Origin of the sequence: uncultured Massilia sp. (assembly GCF_913773735.1) — a bacterium.
Taxonomy (GTDB): domain Bacteria; phylum Pseudomonadota; class Gammaproteobacteria; order Burkholderiales; family Burkholderiaceae_D; genus Telluria.
In genome coordinates, this window is record NZ_CAJYEB010000014.1 from 28926 (window position 1) to 46707 (window position 17782).

Sequence of the window (17782 nt, forward strand, 5' to 3'; positions counted from 1 at the left end):
GGAGTGCATACGAAACGGGCATTCTACCCCATGTTGGGCCGCCATTTTGCGGGGCAAGGCCTGGATTCGGCGGTTTGCAACCGTCCTGCGCAAGCACCGTATTTGAGAAGGGCCAAGCCAACGTACGGACAGTTTGACAATGTGTTGCTTCACGTTATACCTTTCCCTGGCATCACGCCGCGGCGAACCCGCACCACGACACGCCCAGGGCCACACCCCGTTTCGCCGCACCTCGACACCGCAGCAGTTCATTCAAGTAGAACCATCACGGAGAGACAGGCAAATGAAAGCAGCAAACGTGTTCGTCAAGACCCTCGCCATTGCCGCCCTGCTGGCCGCAGGCGGCGCCCAGGCCCAGGACGTGGTCAGGCTCGGCAACCTCAAGTTCGCGCACTACGGCGCGGTGTCGTACATCAAGGAGATCGCGCCCAAGTGCGGGATCAAGGTCGAGGAGCGGGTGTTCGCCAAGGGCCTGGACGTGATGCAGGCCATCATCGCCGGCGAACTGGACGTCGGCACCACGGCGTCCGAGGCGGCGATCTCGGGCCGCGCCGGCGGCGCCCCGATCTACGTGGTGGCCGGTTTCGCCAAGGGTGGCGCGCGCCTGGTCGCGGGGGCCGACACCAACATCAAGTCGGTCAAGGACCTGAAGGGCAAGAAGGTCGGCGTGACGCGCGGCGGCATCCAGGAAGTGCTCCTGCTGGCCGAACTGCAGAAGGCCGGCCTGTCGTCGGCGCCGAACCCGGGCAAGGACGTGCAACTGGTATTCCTCGCCTACGCCGACCTGAACCAGGCGCTGCTGGGCAAGAACATCGACGCGATGATGCAGTCGGAGCCGCAGTCCTCGCAGGCGATCAACAAGGGCTTCGGCGTCGAGGTCATCAAGCCCTACGACACCCCGATCGGCGAGCCGGTGCGCACCATGGTGATGACCGAGAGCTTCTACAACGGCAAGCGCCCGCTCGCCGAGAAATTCATGCGCTGCTTCGTGCAGGCCACCAGCGCCTTCATCAGCGACCGCGCGCTGGCCGAGAAGTACGTGCGCGAGGTCGTGTTCAAGGGCCAGATCACGAAGGACGACTTCGACGACGCGATCAGCAATTCGCCCTACAGCTACGACATCACGCCCGAGCACATCCAGGTCACGACCGACATCATGGCCAGGACCGGCGTGGGGCGCATGGCCAAGCCGCCGGTGGCGAAGGAGTGGGTCAGGACCGACCTGCTCGACGCCGCCAAGAAAAGCCTGAACGTCAAGTAGGCAGGGGGCCGCGATGGCGAAGCGTACATGGCGGGACGCCGCGGTCGGCCTGGTGGTGCCGGTCGCCGCGCTGCTGGTGTGGCAGGGCGTGGCGATGCTGGGGTGGGTCAACCCGAACGTGCTGCCGTCGCCGCTGGCGGTGTGGCGGAAGTGGGTCGAGTACCTGCTGCCGCTGCAGGACTATGCGATGTTCCAGGAAAACGGCGGGGGCGGGCGGCTGGCCTGGATGTTGTCGGGAGAGCTGATCCACGACACGCTCGGCAGCCTGTACCGGGTCGTCGTCGGCTTCGCCGTCGGCGCCGGCCTGGCGCTGCCGCTCGGCCTGGCCATGGGCGCGAGCCGGGTCGTGTATGCCTGGCTGAACCCGCTGGTGCAGCTGCTGCGGCCGATCCCGCCGATCGCCTACATCCCGCTGTCGATCCTGTGGTTCGGGCTGGGCAATCCACCGGCCGTGTTCCTGATCGCGCTGGGCGCCTTCTTCCCGGTGCTGATGAACACCATCGCCGGCGTGCGCCAGGTCGACGGCATCTACCTGCGCGCGGCGCGCAACCTGGGCGCCGGCGGCGCCACCATGTTCCTGCGCGTGATCCTGCCGGCCGCGGTCCCGTACATCCTGGCCGGCGTGCGCATCGGCATCGGCACCGCCTTCATCGTCGTCATCGTGTCCGAGATGATCGCCGTGAACAACGGCCTGGGCTTTCGCATCCTGGAAGCGCGCGAGTACTTCTGGTCCGACAAGATCATCGCCGGCATGATCACCATCGGCCTCCTGGGCCTGGCCATCGACGTCGGCATGAACCGCCTCAACAACTACCTGCTGCGCTGGCACCGCGGCCTGGAGCAATGACATGGCAGACGCCCACATCCTGGTCGAGAACGTGAGCAAGGTGTTTTCCGCCGGCGGCCGCGACGTGGCCGCGCTGCTGGACATCGACCTGGCCATCCCGCCGGGGCAGTTCGTCTGCCTGCTCGGGCCGTCCGGCTGCGGCAAGTCGACGCTGCTCAACGCCATCGCCGGCTTCGCGCCGCCCACCCGCGGACGCGTGCTGGCCGGCGGCGTGCCGGTGGCGGGACCGGGGCCGGAGCGCGGCATGGTGTTCCAGGAATACGCGCTGTTCCCGTGGATGACGGTCGCGCAGAACATCGGCTTCGGACTGGAGATCAAGGGCATGGCGCGCGGCCAGGTCGCGGCGCGCGTGGCCGGGCTGCTGGAACTCCTGGCGCTGGAGGATTTCGCGCGGCGCTATCCGAAGGACCTGTCCGGCGGGATGCGCCAGCGCGTGGCGATCGCCCGGGTGCTGGCGCTGGACTCCCCCGTGCTGCTGATGGACGAGCCGTTCGGGGCGCTCGACGCGCTCACGCGGCGCAACCTGCAGGACGAACTGCTGCGCATCTGGGCCGCATGGAAGAAGACCGTCGTCTTCGTCACCCACAGCATCGAGGAGGCGATCTACCTGGCCGACCGCATCGTCGTGATGACCTACCGGCCGGGGACGGTCAAGCGCGACATGCGGGTCGATTTGCCGCGCCTGCGCGACCCGGCGGCGCCGGAATTCAACGCCCTCAAGCGCGAACTGGGCATGCTGGTGATGGAGGAGCAGCAGCGCCACCACGCTGCCGAGATGCGGGCCGCGGCGGTGGACTGACACCGTCGCCCCGGCGCAGGAGGCTGTCGCAAAAGGTCCATCGTCGCCCCGGCGGAGGGCGGGGCCCAATCATGCATGCGTTGTCGCACTGCATGCGCATTGGGTCCCGGCCTCCGCCGGGACGACGGTTTTGCGGCCAGTGATCCTGTTTTAGTCAAATGGACCCTGGTTCGGCATTTCCCTTCCGGCAAGCTGTGCTCGACCAATCCGGATGGTGTAGACTCGCCGGTATGCAAACCACCTTGTTCATTGCCGCGGCCATCCTGTACGCGGTATGCGCCCTGCTGCCGTCGCGGCGGGGCGCGCTCGTATCCGGCGTCACGGCGGCCGCCTGGGTACTGCACGGCCTGGGCCTGTGGCCGGACCTGCTGGGCGGCGGCACGCTGCGCATCGGCTTCGCCTTCATGCTGTCGGCGGCGCTGTGGATCTCGGTGGCCGCCTACTGGGTCGAGAACCGCAATTTCGCGCTGGACGGCATGCGCCGCATGGTGATGCCGTGCGCGGCCGTCGCCGCGGTGCTGCCGTCGCTGTTCCCCGGCAGCCTGATGCCGGTACAGGCGCAGACGCCCGCCTTCGGCTGGCACGTCGCCGTGGCCGTGCTGGCCTACAGCACGCTCACCATCGCCGCCTTCCACGCCGTGCTGATGGCGTTGCAGGAGGCGCGCCTGCACACCCGCAGCGCCAACAAGAAGGGCTTCCTGGGCGCCGCGATCGACCAGCTGCCGGCGCTGCTGACCATGGAAAAACTGTTGTTCCGCATGATCTGGATCGGCTTCGTCCTGCTGACCCTGACCGTGCTGTCCGGCCTGGTGTTCTCCGAACAGCTGTTCGGCAAGGCGCTGCGCTGGGACCACAAGAATGTGTTCGCCCTGCTGTCGTGGCTGCTGTTCGCCGCGCTGCTGGCCGGACGCCGCTGGCGCGGCTGGCGCGGCAAGACCGCGCTGCGCTTCACGCTGGCGGGATTCGCCACGCTGGCGCTGGCCTATGTCGGCAGCCGTTTCGTTTTTGAAGTCGTTCTGCACCGGGGGTTCGTATGACGCGACTGCTTTTCTGGATTGCGCTCGTCATCCTCGTGGTGATGGCCGTGCGCAGCAAGGTGCGCGCCGCGATGGCGCGCGCACAGGCCCAGGCCCAGGGGCCTGCGCATGCCGGCGGCGCCGGCGGGCCGGGCGCGGGGCCGTGGCGCCGCGTCGAGGACGACACCGAGACCATGTCCAACTGCGCCCACTGCGGCATCTACTTCCCGTCCTCGGAGGCGGTGCGGGCGAACGGGCGCGACTACTGCAGCCCGGCGCACGCCCAGCTGCCGCCCAAGTAAGCCGGCGTCCGGCCCGCTACGCATGGCGCCCTGGCAGTCCCTTTCCGCCGCGTCGCGGGCGACCTTCTGGCGCTCGCTGCAGACGTTCACCGTCAGCCGCATCGTCATCGCGCTGGTGCTGCTGCTGTACCTGAGCGTGGACAGCCGCCGCAGCCACCTGCCCGGCGCGGCCGACGCCGAGACCTGCGTGGCCTACCTGGCGCTGGCGCTGGGATTCGCCGTGGTCGCCTATCGCTGGCGCCGGCGCTTCCTGCTGCAGCTGTGCATCCAGGTGCTGGCCGACCTGGTGGCGATCTCGCTGCTGTACGCGTCCGCGGGCGGCCTGCGCAGCGGGCTGGCGCTGCTGTACCTGTTCCCGCTGGCCGGCGCCGCCATGCTGGCGCCGCTGCTGCTGGCGCTGTTCTCGGCGGCGCTGGCGACGCTGTTCGTGCTGGCCGAGGGCGTGTGGCAGATCTTCGTGCGCTTCGAGGAGCCGCCGCTGATGCAGACCGGCCTGGCCGGCGCCGCCTTCTTCGCGCTGGTGCTGGTGGTGAACCGGCTGGCCGCGCGCCTGATCGGCCAGGAAGAACTGGCGGCGCGGCGCGGCGCCGACCTGCGCATCCAGCAGGCCGTGTACCGGATCGTGGTCGAGGACGTCGGCGACGGCATCCTGGTGCTGGGTCGCGACGGCCTGGTCTTCGGCGGCAATCCGGCGGCGCGCCGCATGCTCGGCCTGGAGGCGGGGCCGGCGGGCGAGATCGGCGGCTTTCGCCTGGGCGACGTGCCCGCCTTCGAGCCGCTGGCGCACAGCCACGCGGCCTGGATCGGCTGCTGCATCAACGCGCTGCCGGCGCCGCCGGCCGACTACGTGACGGTCAAGCGCTGGCAGGAGGAGGGGGCCGAGGGCCTGGTGCGCGGCCGCCTCGACCAGCCGGTGCACCTGCGCCTGCGCTTCGCCCTGGTCGACGCGCCGCACGACGGGGCCGAGCGCAGCGTGATCTTCCTGCAGGACGTGAGCGCCATCGAGAACCAGGCGCAGCAACTGAAGCTGGCGTCGATGGGACGCCTGACGGCCAGCATCGCGCACGAGGTGAGGAATCCGCTGTCGGCGATCGGCCACGCGACCGCGCTGCTGGCCGAGGACCTGCACGGCCCCGCCGAGCAGCGCCTGCTGCGCATCGTGAACGACAACGTGGTACGCGTGAACCGCATGGTCGAGGACATCCTGAAGCTGTCGCGCAAGGTGCAGCCGAACGGCGAGCCGGTGGCGCTGGCCGCCTTCCTGGCCGAGGTGCACGCCGAATTCACGGAAACCCAGGGCGTGCGCGGTGATATAGTGTGGCTCGGCGCGGCGCACGGCCTGCAGGTGCGCTTCGACGGCCTGCACCTGCGCGAGGTGCTGGTCAACCTGCTGGGCAATGCGGTGCGCTACGCCAGCGCCGAACCCGCGAGCATCCGCGTGTTCCCCGTGCTCGACGCGACCGGCCGGGTCGAGCTGCACGTGCAGGACGACGGGCCGGGCATCACGCCGGAAGTGCGCGCCCACCTGTTCGAGCCGTTCTACACCACGTCGAGCAAGGGCACCGGCCTGGGCCTGTACCTGGCGCGCGAGCTGTGCCTGAACAACGGCGCCATGCTCGACTACGAACACCGGCCCGACGCGGGCGGCGGCGGCCGCGCCGGCGGCCGCTTCGTGATCACGTTCGCGGCGTCGGCCTGACGCGCCCCGCACACTATATATAGAGGAACACGAAACAAGCATGAGCTCCCCCCGCATCCTGGTGGTCGACGACGAAGCCGACCTGCGCGAGCTGCTCGAGATCACCCTGCTCAAGATGGGCCTGGACGTGGACAGCGCCGCCACCGTGCGCGAGGCGCGCGGCCTGCTCGGCCGCCAGGACTACGCGCTGGTGCTGACCGACATGCGCCTGCCCGACGGCCTCGGGCTGGAACTGGTGCGCGAGATCGCGGCCAACCACCGCGACACCCCGGTCGCCGTGATCACCGCCTACGGCAGCGCCGAGAACGCGGTGGTCGCCCTGAAGGCGGGCGCGTTCGACTACGTGTCCAAGCCGGTGGTGCTGGACGACCTGCGCACGATGGTGCGCGCGGCGCTGAAGCTGTCGGATCCGGCCGCCGCCGCGGCCGCGGCCACGGCGGCGGCGGGGGAGGACGCGCCGGCGGCGCCGGACTCGCGCCTGGTCGGCACGTCGCCGGCGATGCAGGCGCTGCGCGCCCAGATCGCGCGGCTGGCGCGCTCGCAGGCGCCGATCGCCATCAACGGCGAGTCGGGCAGCGGCAAGGAACTGGCCGCGCGCGAGATCCATGCCCGCAGCGCGCGCGCCGGCAAGCCCTTCGTGGCGGTGAACTGCGGCGCCATTCCCGAGGCGCTGATGGAGGCCGAGTTCTTCGGCTACCGCAAGGGCGCCTTCACCGGCGCCGTCGACGAGCGCGACGGCTTCTTCCAGGCCGCCAACGGCGGCACCCTGATGCTGGACGAGGTGGCCGACCTGCCGCTGGCGATGCAGGTCAAGCTGCTGCGCGCGATCCAGGAACGGCGCGTGCGCAGGATCGGCGCCACCGCCGAGGAGCCGGTCGACGTGCGCATCGTCAGCGCCACCCACAAGGACCTGGCGCGCTGCGTCGCCGACGGCCTGTTCCGCCAGGACCTGTTCTACCGCCTGAACGTGATCGAGCTCACGCTGCCGCCGCTGCGCGAGCGCCTCGACGACCTGCCGCTGCTGGTCGACGCCATCCTGGCGCGCCTGGCCGGCCCCGGCCAGCCGCCGGCGCGCCTGGGCCCGGGCGTGGCGCAGGCGCTGCGCGCCTATCCGTTCCCGGGCAATGTGCGCGAGCTGGAGAACGTGCTGGAACGGGCGCTGGCCTTCGCCGACGACGGCACGATCGAGGTCGGCGACCTGCTGCTCAAGGGCGCGCGCGCGGGGGAGGCGGCGCCCGGCGCGCCGGCCGCCGCGCCGGCCGTGGCGGCGGAACCGGCGCCCGCCCCTGCGCCGGCGGCGGCGGCGCCGGACGCGCTGCCCAGCAACCTGCCCGACTACCTGAGCCAGGTCGAGCGCGACATCATCCAGCGCGCGCTGGCCCGGACCCAGTTCAACCGCACCCAGGCCGCCGCCCTGCTCGGCATCAGCGTGCGCCAGTTGCGCTACCAGATGCAGAAGCTCGGGATCCACGCGCCCGAACCCTGACCGATGCTGCGACGTAGCGACGCAGGGTGGACACGGGGTGCCCACCCTGCGCATTGCCCTTCTTCCTGGCAACTGTGGCGGTCTGCGCCGCACCATGGACGGGCCCTCCAAACGGCATGTTAGTGCTCACTATCGAGGAGGGCTTGAGCTGGCTTGCTTTAACAAATGTCAAGGCGAGCGCCACAAAAAAATCCTCGGCTTTGGTCCTTTGATCTTGCCGAATATCGACTACAATTAGGTCTATAACGCAGTAACGCACTAGATGTAGTGGTCTGACTCAACAGGCCAAACAGCAGCAGAGGGGCCCCATGCAAGCGGTTTCCACACATGGCTCCCCTCTTTATTATTTGCTGGAAGTTAATAGGTTGCCAATTTTAACGAGTTGGCAGCATTCTTTTGTAACCCTTGCTGGGGCCGTATCGCGGTCCCGAACATGTCGGCGGGCGTGACGAACGCCATCCTGGGAGGCTCCTCAATGCAAACATCTTCGGACATTTCCATCAACCCGTACGTCGCGCCAGGGGCGGCAGCCGGTGCCGGCGCGGCCGAGTTGGTCGCCAACGGCGACTACCGCATCATCCGCCGCAACGGCGCGGTGGTGCCGTTCGCGCCGAACAAGATCGCCGTGGCGATGACCAAGGCCTTCCTGGCCGTGAACGGCGAGCAGGGCCGCGAGTCGGCGCGCATCCGCGCGCTGGTGGACGAGCTGACCAACAACGTGGTCGCGGCGCTGGTGCGCCGTCAGCCGAACGGCGGCACCTTCCACATCGAGGATGTGCAGGACCAGGTGGAACTGTCCCTGATGCGCTCGGGCGAGCATGACGTCGCGCGCGAATACGTGCTGTACCGCGCCAAGCGCATGGACGAGCGCCGCGCCGCCAAGGAAGCGGCCGGCGGCACGCAGGTCCAGGCCCCGCAGATCCACGTGGTCGACGCCGGCGCGCGCCGTCCGCTGGACATGAACGAAGTGATCTCCCTGATCAACGCCGCCTGCACCGGCCTGGAAAAGCACGTCGACGCCGACGCCATCCTGGCCGAGACCGTCAAGAACCTGTACGACGGCGTGCCGGTCGAGGAACTGCACAAGTCCGCCATCCTGGCCGCCCGCGCCCTGATGGAAAAGGATCCGGCCTACGGCCAGGTCACCGCGCGCATCCTGCTGCACACGATCCGCAAGGAAGTCTTCGGCCACGAAGTGCCGCAGGCCGGCGCCGCTCTAGAGTACATCACCTACTTCCCGCAATACGTGGCCAAAGGCATCGAGGCCGAGCTGCTGGACGAGGAACTGGGCAAGTTCGACCTGCAGAAGCTGGCCAGGGCGATCGTCGCCGACCGCGACCTGCAGTTCAACTACATCGGCCTGCAGACCCTGTACGACCGCTACTTCCTGCACATCCGCGACACCCGCATCGAGATGCCGCAGGCGTTCTACATGCGCGTCGCGATGGGCCTGGCCCTGCGCGAAGAGAACCGCGAGGCGCGCGCGATCGAGTTCTACAACCTGCTGTCGACCTTCGACTTCATGAGCTCGACCCCGACGCTGTTCAACTCGGGCACCCGCCGCTCGCAGCTGTCGTCCTGCTACCTGACCACGGTCGCCGACGACCTGGAAGGCATCTACGACGCCATCAAGGAAAACGCGCTGCTGTCGAAGTTCGCCGGTGGCCTGGGCAACGACTGGACTCCGGTGCGCGCGCTCGGCTCGCGCATCAAGGGCACCAACGGCAAGTCGCAGGGCGTCGTGCCGTTCCTGAAGGTCGCCAACGACACCGCCGTGGCGGTGAACCAGGGCGGCAAGCGCAAGGGCGCCGTCTGCGCCTACCTGGAAACCTGGCACCTGGACATCGAGGAATTCCTCGACCTGCGCAAGAACACCGGCGACGACCGCCGTCGCACGCACGACATGAACACCGCGAACTGGATCCCGGACCTGTTCATGAAGCGCGTGATGGAAAAGGGCGACTGGAGCCTGTTCTCGCCGTCCGAAGTGCCGGACCTGCACGACAAGGTCGGCAAGGCCTTCGAGCAAGCCTACCTGGGCTACGAAGCCAAGGCAGCGCGCGGCGAAATGACCGTGTACAAGAAGATCCCGGCGCTGGACCTGTGGCGCAAGATGCTGTCGATGCTGTTCGAGACCGGCCACCCGTGGATCACGTTCAAGGATCCGTGCAACATCCGTTCGCCGCAGCAGCACGTGGGCGTCGTCCACTCGTCGAACCTGTGCACCGAGATCACCCTGAACACCAATGCCGACGAGATCGCCGTCTGCAACCTGGGTTCGGTGAACCTGCCGGCGCACATGAAGGGCGACGGCCTGGACGTGGTCAAGCTGCAGAAGACCATCCGCACCGCGATGCGCATGCTCGACAACGTCATCGACATCAACTACTACGCCGTCGACAAGGCGCGCAATTCGAACCTGCGCCACCGTCCGGTCGGCATGGGCATCATGGGTTACCAGGACTGCCTGCACATGATGCGCGTACCGTTCGCCTCGGATAAAGCCGTGGAGTTCGCCGACCGCTCGATGGAAGCCGTCTGCTACTACGCCTACCTGGCATCGACCGAGCTGGCCGAGGAGCGCGGCCGCTACGAGTCGTACGAAGGCTCGCTGTGGGACCGCGGCATCCTGCCGCAGGACTCGATCAAGCTGCTGGCCGAGGAACGCGGCGGCTACCTCGAGCAGGACATGTCGGAAAGCATGGACTGGTCGATCGTCCGCAACCGCATCAAGCAGCACGGCATGCGCAACTCGAACTGCGTGGCGATCGCCCCGACCGCGACCATCTCGAACATCATCGGCGTGTCGGCCTGCATCGAGCCGACGTTCCAGAACCTGTACGTGAAGTCCAACCTGTCCGGCGAATTTACCGACATCAACGCCTACCTGGTGCGCGACCTGAAGGCGCGCGGCCTGTGGGACGAGGTGATGATCAACGACCTGAAATACTTCGACGGTTCGCTGTCGCGCATCGACCGCGTGCCGCAGGACCTGCGCGACATCTACGCCACCGCGTTCGAGGTCGAGCCGAAGTGGCTGGTGGAAGCCGCCTCGCGCCGCCAGAAGTGGATCGACCAGGCCCAGTCGCTGAACCTGTACATGGCCGGCGCCTCGGGCAAGAAGCTGGACGAGACCTACAAGCTGGCCTGGCTGCGCGGCCTGAAGACGACCTACTACCTGCGCACCATCGCGGCGACGCACATGGAGAAGTCGACCACCCGTACCGGCGCCCTGAACGCCGTGCCGGTCGACGGCGGCCTGTCGGCCGCCCCGGCGGCGGCGGCGGCCCCGGCCCCGGCTGCCGCTCCCGCGGCCGCAGCGGACGTGGTGGAAGGCGCCGCCTGCTACCTGCGTCCGGGCGACGCCGGCTTCGACGAGTGCGAAGCCTGCCAATAACTCAAGCACATCGTCCCCGCGCAGGCGGGGACGGCGGTCAGCAAATAATATTAGAAGGAAACATCATGGCTCTCTCCTGGGACGATGAACCGGCCGCCGTGCCGGCCCCGGCAACCGCCACCAATCCCGAGGCTTCCGCGGTCGACGTCGCCAAGCGCGTGAACGCGGACGACAAGCGCATCATCAACGGCAAGACCGACGTCAACCAGCTGGTGCCGTTCAAGTACAAATGGGCCTGGGACAAGTACCTGGCCGGCTGCGCCAACCACTGGATGCCGCAGGAAGTGAACATGCAGCGCGACATCGAGCTGTGGAAGAACCCCAACGGTCTCACTGAAGACGAGCGCCGCATCGTCAAGCGCAACCTGGGCTTCTTCGTGACCGCCGACTCGCTGGCCGCCAACAACATCGTGCTGGGCACCTACCGCCACATCACGGCGCCGGAATGCCGCCAGTACCTGCTGCGCCAGGCGTTCGAGGAAGCGATCCACACCCACGCCTACCAGTACATCGTGGAATCGCTGGGCCTGGACGAGAAGGAAATCTTCAACGCCTACAACGAGATCGACTCGATCCGCAACAAGGACCAGTTCCTGATCCCGTTCATCGAGACGCTGACCGATCCGGAATTCAAGACGGGCACGCTGGAAGCCGACCAGAAGCTGCTGAAGTCGATCATCGTGTTCGCCTGCCTGATGGAAGGCCTGTTCTTCTACGTCGGCTTCACCCAGATCCTGGCGCTGGGCCGCCAGAACAAGATGGTGGGCGCCGCCGAGCAGTACCAGTACATCCTGCGCGACGAATCGATGCACTGCAACTTCGGCATCGACCTGATCAACTCGATCAAGATGGAAAACCCGCAGCTGTGGACCGCCGAGTTCCGCGAGGAACTGAAAGTGCTGTTCACCAAGGCCGTGGAACTGGAATACGCCTACGCCGAAGACACCATGCCGCGTGGCGTGCTGGGCCTGAACGCCGCCATGTTCAAGGGCTACCTACGCTTCATCGCCAACCGCCGCGCCGTGCAGATCGGCCTGGACGCGCTGTTCCCGAACGAGGAAAACCCGTTCCCGTGGATGAGCGAGATGATCGACCTGAAGAAGGAGCGCAACTTCTTCGAGACGCGCGTCACCGAGTACCAGACGGGTGGGGCGTTGAGCTGGGATTGATCCCGCTTCACCCCGCGTAGCACCACCATCGCCCCTGCCTTGCGCAGGGGCGATGTCGTTTTGGCGTGCCGCCCGGTCGCACCCGTGTCACGCAAAAGACGGATAATCGGCGCCATGCTCACCGTCCCCCTGCTCGATTCCCCCGCCATCGTCCACGCCTTCGGCACCCGCCACGACGACATGGCCGCGCTGCTGCCCGGCTACTGGGCGCGCCGTCCCGTGCAGCACGAACGCCACGGCACCCGCATCGCCGTGGTCACCGCACCGAACGAGGATTGCGGCGAGGCCGACGGCATGCTCACCGACCGGCCCGGCCTGCTGCTCGCGATCGCCACCGCCGACTGCGTGCCGGTGCTGCTGGCGCGCGCGGACGGGCGCGAGGTGGCGGCGCTGCATGCCGGCTGGCGCGGCGCGCAGGCCGGCATCGTCGATGCGTTCGCCGACCTGGTGCGTGCGCGCGGCGGCGATCCCGGCGACTGGCTGGCGGCGATCGGGCCGGCCGCGCATCCATGCTGCTACGAAGTCGGGGACGAGGTGATCGATGGCTTCGTCGCGGGCCGCGGCCATGCCCGCGCGCTGGTCGCGCCGCGGCCGCGCAGGCTCGACCTGCCCGCCATCGTGCGGCGCCAGCTCGAAGACATCGGCGTGCGCGCCGTGGCCGCCAGGGACGAATGCACGATGTGCCACGTGCGCGCCGACGGACGCTGCGCCTTCCACAGCTACCGCCGCGACCGCGCGACGCGCACGCCGGTGGTCGACGTGAACTGGTCGGTCATCGCGCTGGCGGCGCCGCATCCGCCTTGTAGATAAAGGCGCCGTGCGCTGCGCCGGGGTCGTGCGCGCGGCGCTTTCGTGGCGCCGGCGGCACGCCGCATGCGGGTGCCGATGCGATTTTTGTGCGTGCCACGCGCCACGCGTGCAAGTCTGGGGCTATCATGCGCTCAATTCGAGCCCTGAACGAACTGCGAGACCATCGAGCGCGCCGCCACCATGACCCGAGTCCTCTTCATCCACCAGAACCTGCCCGGCCAGTTCCGCCGGCTGATCCGGTACCTGCAGACCCGGTCCGACTTCGACCTCGTCGCGATCGGTGAAGAGACGGCCGTGCGGCGCGAGCATCCGGGACCGCGCGTGCGCGTCATCGGCTATCCGGTGCCGGACGGCGCCGGCGAGAAGACCCATCACTACCTGAAGCACTTCGAGGCCTGCGTGCGGCGCGGCCAGTCGGTCGCGCGCGTCTGCGTCGAACTGCAGAAGCAGGGCTGGACGCCGGACGTCGTCGTCTGCCATCCGGGCTGGGGCGAGGCGCTGTTCGTCAAGGACGTGTTCCCGCAGGCGCGCCTGGTGGTGTTCTGCGAGTTCTGGTGGTCGGCCGAAGGCAGCGACGTCGGCTTCGATCCCGAGTACCCGGCCAGCTTCGACGACCGGCTGCGCCTGCGCATCAAGAACTCCGTGCTGATGCAGTCGCTGCTGGCGGCCGACGACGGCGTCGCGCCGACGCGCTGGCAGCGCGACGTGCATCCGCCCGAGCTGCGCGGCAAGATCCGCGAGATCCACGAAGGCATCGACACGACGCTCCTCGGCCCCGACCCGCAGGCGCGCCTGGCGCTGCCGGACGGCCGCGTGCTCACGCGCGCGCAGCCGGTGCTGACCTACGTGGCGCGCAACCTCGAACCCTACCGCGGCTTCCACGTCTTCATGCGCAGCCTGCCGCGCCTGCTGGCCGGGAACCCGGCGCTGCAGGTCGTCGTCATCGGCGGCGACGGCGTCAGCTACGGACGCAAGCCGCCGCAGGGCTTCGACGGCTACCGCGCCGCGCTGGTGGACGAACTCGACAAGGCCGGCACGCAGGTGGACTGGTCGCGCGTGCACTTCCTCGGCAAGGTGCCCTATGGCGTCTACCGCAGCGCGCTGCAGGTCGCGAGCCTGCACGTGTACCTCACGTATCCGTTCGTGCTGTCGTGGTCGATGCTGGAAGCGATGGCGAGCGGCACGCCGGTGCTGGCGTCGGATACGGCGCCCGTGCGCGAGGTGATCCGCGATGGCGAGAACGGTTTCCTGGTGCCGTTCTTCGACGTCGAGGCATGGGCGGCGCGCGTGCTCGACCTGGTCGCGCGGCGCGACGAGATCGCAGCGGTGGGCATGGCCGGACGCGCCACGGTGCAGCGCCGCTTCGACTTCGGGACGGTCGGCTTGCCGGCCTATCTCGAGCTGCTCACGCCGCTCGCGCGGCCGCAGCCGCGCGCGGCCGCGTGAGTCGCCGCAACGACGCTGGAAACGCAGAAGCCCCGTAGATAAAGGCCGTATGCGAAGCAGGATGGAATGCGCAGCACGATGTGCGCTTGTTTTTGGAGACCGAGCAGAACGCGTAAGAATCAACTGTCGTCGCGACGATCGAAGGAAAGTCCGGAGGCCCTGGTTCTCCCTCGTGAAAAGGCATGAAAAATACCGTGCGCGGGTTGCGCACTGACAAGGTTTTCGTGTACTTTACGTGATTGAATTTGTCAAAACGTGAAGAGTGCGATTAGAGCAAGCATTTTCTGCCCGAATCCGCGCACCGAACGCAGCGCAAATCCGATCAAAAATGGGACGCTGATTCATTCAGATGCGCATGAGCTTAGCGAAAAGAACAAGCCGCATTGCCTGAATAAGTTTCGGGCATGGCGGCTTTTTCTTTTCGCCTCATGGGGCAGCGATGGACGGCGCAGACGAACCATCGAACTCTAGTCGTTTCGGTCGTCGGCGACGACGATAGCTGAAGCGCTGCAGACTTGAGGAGTTGCAGCAGTTCAGCTGGTGCCGGATTCATTGACGCAAACACCGCGTTTGCGCCGATGAATAATTCGCCCGACCAAGCAGACCGGGTTGGACGGGTTCAAACCTTGTAGCGTATTTTCTCATCGCAGAGAAGGAGAACTTAAAATGGCAACAGCCGCCAAGAAACCCGCAGCAAAAGCTGCCGCCAAATCGGCCGCAAAGCCGGCCGCCAAGGCCGCCGCAGAAAAACCCGTCGCGAAGAAAGCCGCCGCCGTGAAGTCGGCCGCCAAACCGGCCGCCAAGCCGGTCGCGAAGAAGGCCGCCGCCACCAAGGCGCCGGCGAAGGCCGCCGCGACCAAGACCACCGCGACCAAGGCAGCCGCAAGCAAGACCACCACGGCCGCCAAGCCGGCAGCCAGGAAGACCGCCGCCGCCAAGCCGGTCGCCACCAAGGCCGCAGCAAGCAAGACCGCCGCCAAGTCGACCGCGACCAAGGCAGCAGCGACCAAGACCGCCGCCAAGTCGACCGCCAAGTCGACCGCCACCAAGGCCACCGCCAAGCCGGCAGCGAAGAAGACCACCGCCGCCAAGTCGACCACGACCAAGGCAGCAGCAGGCAAGACCGCCGCCAAGTCGACCACCAAGGCAGCAGCGACCAAGACCGCCGCCAAGTCGACCGCCACCAAGGCAGCAGCGACCAAGACCGCCGCCAAGTCGACCACCAAGGCAGCAGCGACCAAGACCGCCGCCAAGCCGGCCGCGACCAAGGCCGCCGCCACCAAGGCCACCGCCACCAAGTCGCCCGCCGCCAAGTCGACCACCAAGGCAGCAGCGACCAAGACCGCCGCCAAGCCGGCTGCGAAGGCCACGGCCACCAAGACCGCCGCCAAGCCTGCCACCACCAAGGCCGCCACCACCAAGGCCGCCACCACCAAGGCCGCTGCCGCCAAGCCTGCCGCTGCGACCAAGACCGCCGCCGCCAAGCCTGCCGCTGCGACCAAGACCGCGACCAAGGCTGCGTCCACCAAGACCGCCGCCAAGCCGGCCGCGACCAAGACCGCCAGCGCCAAGGCCGCCGCTCCTGCCGCTCCCGCTGCTGCCCCTGCCGCCAAGGTAGAAGCCAAGACCGAGGCCGCCGCCCCGGCCGCCAAGAAGCCGGCCGCGAAGAAGGCCGCCGCGCCGAAGGCCGCGAAGACCGAAGCGAAGGCCGACGCCAAGCCGGAAGCCAAGGCCGACACCAAGGCGGAAGCCAAGGCCGAAGCGAAAACCGACGGCAAGACGGACAACGCCGTTGCCCAGCCGGCCGCCGCGTCGGCACCGAAGTCGGTGATCGCGCCGGCAGCCTGGCCGTTCCCGACCAGCAGCCGTCCGTAAGACGCCTGCAGCCGCGCCATTTGCCTCGCTTTTCGCGGATGAGGCAAAATACCGCTGTGTGAGCCTGTCGGGCCTCGCACGGCGGTTTTTTTTTGAAAAGGAGTCCTCGTGCTGCCCATTCTTCAGTTGATCGTCGATACCGCGGCCAGCGTCCTCGGCGGCGTCTTGCTGCTGCGCTTCTGGATGCAGGTGATCCGCGTTCGCCCGCCGTCCTCGATCGCGCAATTCACCTTTACCCTGTCGGACTGGCTGGTGCGCCCGCTGCGCCGCGTCGTCCCGGGCATGGGCGGATACGACTGGGCCAGCCTCATCGGCGCCTTCCTGGTGGTGCTGCTGGCCAGCTCGGTCATGCTGCTCAACCCCGCCGTCGACGGCCAGACCGTCGCGCTGTTCGCGGTCTACCGCTTCCTCAGCTGGATCCTGTACGGCTTCATGGGCCTGCTCATCATCGAGGTGGTCTTCAGCTGGATCAATCCGCACGCGCCGCTGGCGCCCTTCGTCCGCGCCCTCAACGAGCCGCTGCTGCGCCCCCTGCGCCGCGTGGTGCCGCCGGTCGGCGGGCTCGACCTGTCGGTGCTGGTCGCCTTCATCCTGATCCAGATCGCGCAGTACGTGCTGCGCCAGCTGTTCCTGTTCCACTGACCGTCCGCGCAAAAAAAGCGCGCGCCCCGCAAAGGGCGCGCGCCTGTGCGCTGTCGTCGGCCGCGCCGGTCCGGCGCGGCGCCGCCGTCAGAAGCGGTAGCCGAAGGCCGCCTCGAAGCGGTCGGCGATCTCCTGCGCCGTGAACGCGTGGTTCTGCGCGCCCTGGTGGGCGATCTTGATCGCGCCCAGGATGCTGGCCAGGCGGCCGGTGGTCGGCCAGTCCAGGCCGTTGGCGATGCCGAACAGCAGGCCGGCGCGATAGGCGTCGCCGCAACCGGTCGGGTCGACCACGGCGTCGGCCGGCACCGCCGGGATCTTGTGGTGCTCGCCGCCGGCGTGGATGTCCGAACCCTGTTCGCCGCGCGTGATCACCAGCGCGTCCAGGCGCGCCGCGATGTCGGCCAGCGACAGGCCGGTGCGGTCCAGCACCATCTCGAATTCATAGTCGTTGCAGGCCAGGTAGGTGGCCTGGTCGATGAAGGTCAGCAGTTCCTCGCCGCTGAACATCGGCAGCTGCTGGCCCGGGTCGAAGATGAACGGCACGCCGCGCTGCGCGCAGTCGCGCGCGTGCTGGATCATGCCGTCGCGGCCGTCCGGCGCGACGATCGCCACGCGCAGCGGCAGGTAGTCGGCCATGCTGTTCTCGTGCGAGAACTGCATCGCGCCCGGGTGGAAGGCGTTGATCTGGTTGTTGTCCAGGTCGGCCGTGACGAAGCACTGCGCCGTGTAGGCATCGGCGATCGTGCGGATCGCATTGGTCGCCAGGCCCTGTTGTTCCATGCGGTCGAGGTAGTCGCTGCCATCCTGGCCGATGGTGCCCATGATCAGCGGATCGCCGCCCAGCATCTTGAGGTTGTAGGCGATGTTCACGGCGCAGCCGCCGTATTCGGTGCGCAGCGTCGGCACCAGGAAGGACACGTTCACGCGGTGCAGCTGGTCGGCCAGCAGGGTTTCGCCGAAACGGCCGTGGTATTGCATGATCTTGTCGAAGGCGATCGAGCCGCAGATCAGCGAGGTCTTGGTCATGGTGTCC

14 protein-coding genes are annotated in these 17782 nt (G+C 67.9%); 13 read left to right on the forward strand and 1 reads right to left on the reverse strand.

Annotated elements, in window-relative coordinates; translation table 11 throughout:
* The first annotated feature begins 283 nt into the window (after window positions 1–283).
* The 13 genes from QZ749_RS05380 (at window position 284) to QZ749_RS05440 (ending at window position 16749) form a co-directional block, all read left to right on the forward strand.
* Window positions 284–1261: an ABC transporter substrate-binding protein gene (locus QZ749_RS05380; protein ID WP_296944163.1), complete on the forward strand. Its 978-nt coding sequence runs from the start codon at window positions 284–286 to the stop codon at window positions 1259–1261.
* 13 nt (window positions 1262–1274) lie between these two features.
* Window positions 1275–2108 carry an ABC transporter permease gene (locus QZ749_RS05385; RefSeq protein ID WP_296944167.1) on the forward strand — a complete coding sequence of 278 codons (834 nt, stop codon included), beginning with the start codon at window positions 1275–1277 and terminating at the stop codon, window positions 2106–2108.
* A gap of 1 nt (window position 2109) precedes the next feature.
* Window positions 2110–2907: an ABC transporter ATP-binding protein gene (locus QZ749_RS05390; protein WP_296944169.1), complete on the forward strand. Its 798-nt coding sequence runs from the start codon at window positions 2110–2112 to the stop codon at window positions 2905–2907.
* A gap of 230 nt (window positions 2908–3137) precedes the next feature.
* Complete coding sequence (locus QZ749_RS05395; RefSeq protein WP_296944171.1) at window positions 3138–3944, forward strand: inner membrane protein YpjD; 807 nt, start codon at window positions 3138–3140, stop codon at window positions 3942–3944.
* Entirely contained in the window at window positions 3941–4225 is a 285-nt protein-coding gene (locus tag QZ749_RS05400) for a PP0621 family protein (protein WP_296944173.1), read from the forward strand. The genes QZ749_RS05395 and QZ749_RS05400 overlap by 4 nt, the downstream gene beginning before the upstream one ends.
* A 22-nt stretch (window positions 4226–4247) precedes the next feature.
* On the forward strand, window positions 4248–5924 hold the full coding sequence (locus tag QZ749_RS05405) for a PAS domain-containing sensor histidine kinase (protein WP_296944175.1): 1677 nt from the start codon (window positions 4248–4250) through the stop codon (window positions 5922–5924).
* 40 nt (window positions 5925–5964) lie between these two features.
* Complete coding sequence (locus QZ749_RS05410) at window positions 5965–7410, forward strand: sigma-54 dependent transcriptional regulator (RefSeq protein WP_296944177.1); 1446 nt, start codon at window positions 5965–5967, stop codon at window positions 7408–7410.
* Between the two features lie 475 nt (window positions 7411–7885).
* Window positions 7886–10807 (forward strand): ribonucleoside-diphosphate reductase subunit alpha, encoded by a 2922-nt coding sequence (locus QZ749_RS05415; protein WP_296944180.1) that lies wholly within the window; start codon window positions 7886–7888, stop codon window positions 10805–10807.
* Window positions 10808–10872: 65 nt separating this feature from the next.
* A complete protein-coding gene (locus QZ749_RS05420; protein ID WP_296944183.1) occupies window positions 10873–11976 on the forward strand; it encodes a ribonucleotide-diphosphate reductase subunit beta in 1104 nt (367 codons plus the stop codon).
* A 114-nt stretch (window positions 11977–12090) separates the two neighbouring features.
* A complete protein-coding gene (gene pgeF / locus QZ749_RS05425) occupies window positions 12091–12786 on the forward strand; it encodes a peptidoglycan editing factor PgeF (RefSeq protein ID WP_296944186.1) in 696 nt (231 codons plus the stop codon).
* A gap of 180 nt (window positions 12787–12966) precedes the next feature.
* Window positions 12967–14232: a glycosyltransferase family 4 protein gene (locus QZ749_RS05430; RefSeq protein ID WP_296944188.1), complete on the forward strand. Its 1266-nt coding sequence runs from the start codon at window positions 12967–12969 to the stop codon at window positions 14230–14232.
* Window positions 14233–14898: 666 nt separating this feature from the next.
* Window positions 14899–16107, forward strand: a complete 1209-nt coding sequence (locus tag QZ749_RS05435; RefSeq protein WP_296944190.1) for a transcriptional regulator — start codon at window positions 14899–14901, stop codon at window positions 16105–16107.
* 108 nt (window positions 16108–16215) lie between these two features.
* The gene (locus QZ749_RS05440) at window positions 16216–16749 is read left to right on the forward strand and encodes a YggT family protein (protein WP_296944192.1); all 534 of its coding nucleotides are present in this window, start codon (window positions 16216–16218) and stop codon (window positions 16747–16749) included.
* 87 nt (window positions 16750–16836) lie between these two features.
* On the opposite strand, the gene QZ749_RS05445 is transcribed toward QZ749_RS05440, so the two are convergent.
* Complete coding sequence (locus QZ749_RS05445) at window positions 16837–17775, reverse strand: carbohydrate kinase family protein (protein ID WP_296944194.1); 939 nt, start codon at window positions 17773–17775, stop codon at window positions 16837–16839.
* Window positions 17776–17782 lie beyond the last annotated feature (7 nt).

What these genes read in the sequence shown, in the direction of transcription:
- QZ749_RS05380 (WP_296944163.1), top strand. Translation starts at nt 284, where the DNA reads ATGAAAGCAGCAAACGTGTTCGTCAAGACCCTCGCCATTGCCGCCCTG.
- QZ749_RS05385 (WP_296944167.1), top strand. Translation starts at nt 1,275, where the DNA reads ATGGCGAAGCGTACATGGCGGGACGCCGCGGTCGGCCTGGTGGTGCCG.
- QZ749_RS05390 (WP_296944169.1), top strand. Translation starts at nt 2,110, where the DNA reads ATGGCAGACGCCCACATCCTGGTCGAGAACGTGAGCAAGGTGTTTTCC.
- QZ749_RS05395 (WP_296944171.1), top strand. Translation starts at nt 3,138, where the DNA reads ATGCAAACCACCTTGTTCATTGCCGCGGCCATCCTGTACGCGGTATGC.
- QZ749_RS05400 (WP_296944173.1), top strand. Translation starts at nt 3,941, where the DNA reads ATGACGCGACTGCTTTTCTGGATTGCGCTCGTCATCCTCGTGGTGATG.
- QZ749_RS05405 (WP_296944175.1), top strand. Translation starts at nt 4,248, where the DNA reads ATGGCGCCCTGGCAGTCCCTTTCCGCCGCGTCGCGGGCGACCTTCTGG.
- QZ749_RS05410 (WP_296944177.1), top strand. Translation starts at nt 5,965, where the DNA reads ATGAGCTCCCCCCGCATCCTGGTGGTCGACGACGAAGCCGACCTGCGC.
- QZ749_RS05415 (WP_296944180.1), top strand. Translation starts at nt 7,886, where the DNA reads ATGCAAACATCTTCGGACATTTCCATCAACCCGTACGTCGCGCCAGGG.
- QZ749_RS05420 (WP_296944183.1), top strand. Translation starts at nt 10,873, where the DNA reads ATGGCTCTCTCCTGGGACGATGAACCGGCCGCCGTGCCGGCCCCGGCA.
- pgeF (WP_296944186.1), top strand. Translation starts at nt 12,091, where the DNA reads ATGCTCACCGTCCCCCTGCTCGATTCCCCCGCCATCGTCCACGCCTTC.
- QZ749_RS05430 (WP_296944188.1), top strand. Translation starts at nt 12,967, where the DNA reads ATGACCCGAGTCCTCTTCATCCACCAGAACCTGCCCGGCCAGTTCCGC.
- QZ749_RS05435 (WP_296944190.1), top strand. Translation starts at nt 14,899, where the DNA reads ATGGCAACAGCCGCCAAGAAACCCGCAGCAAAAGCTGCCGCCAAATCG.
- QZ749_RS05445 (WP_296944194.1), bottom strand. Translation starts at nt 17,775, where the DNA reads ATGACCAAGACCTCGCTGATCTGCGGCTCGATCGCCTTCGACAAGATC.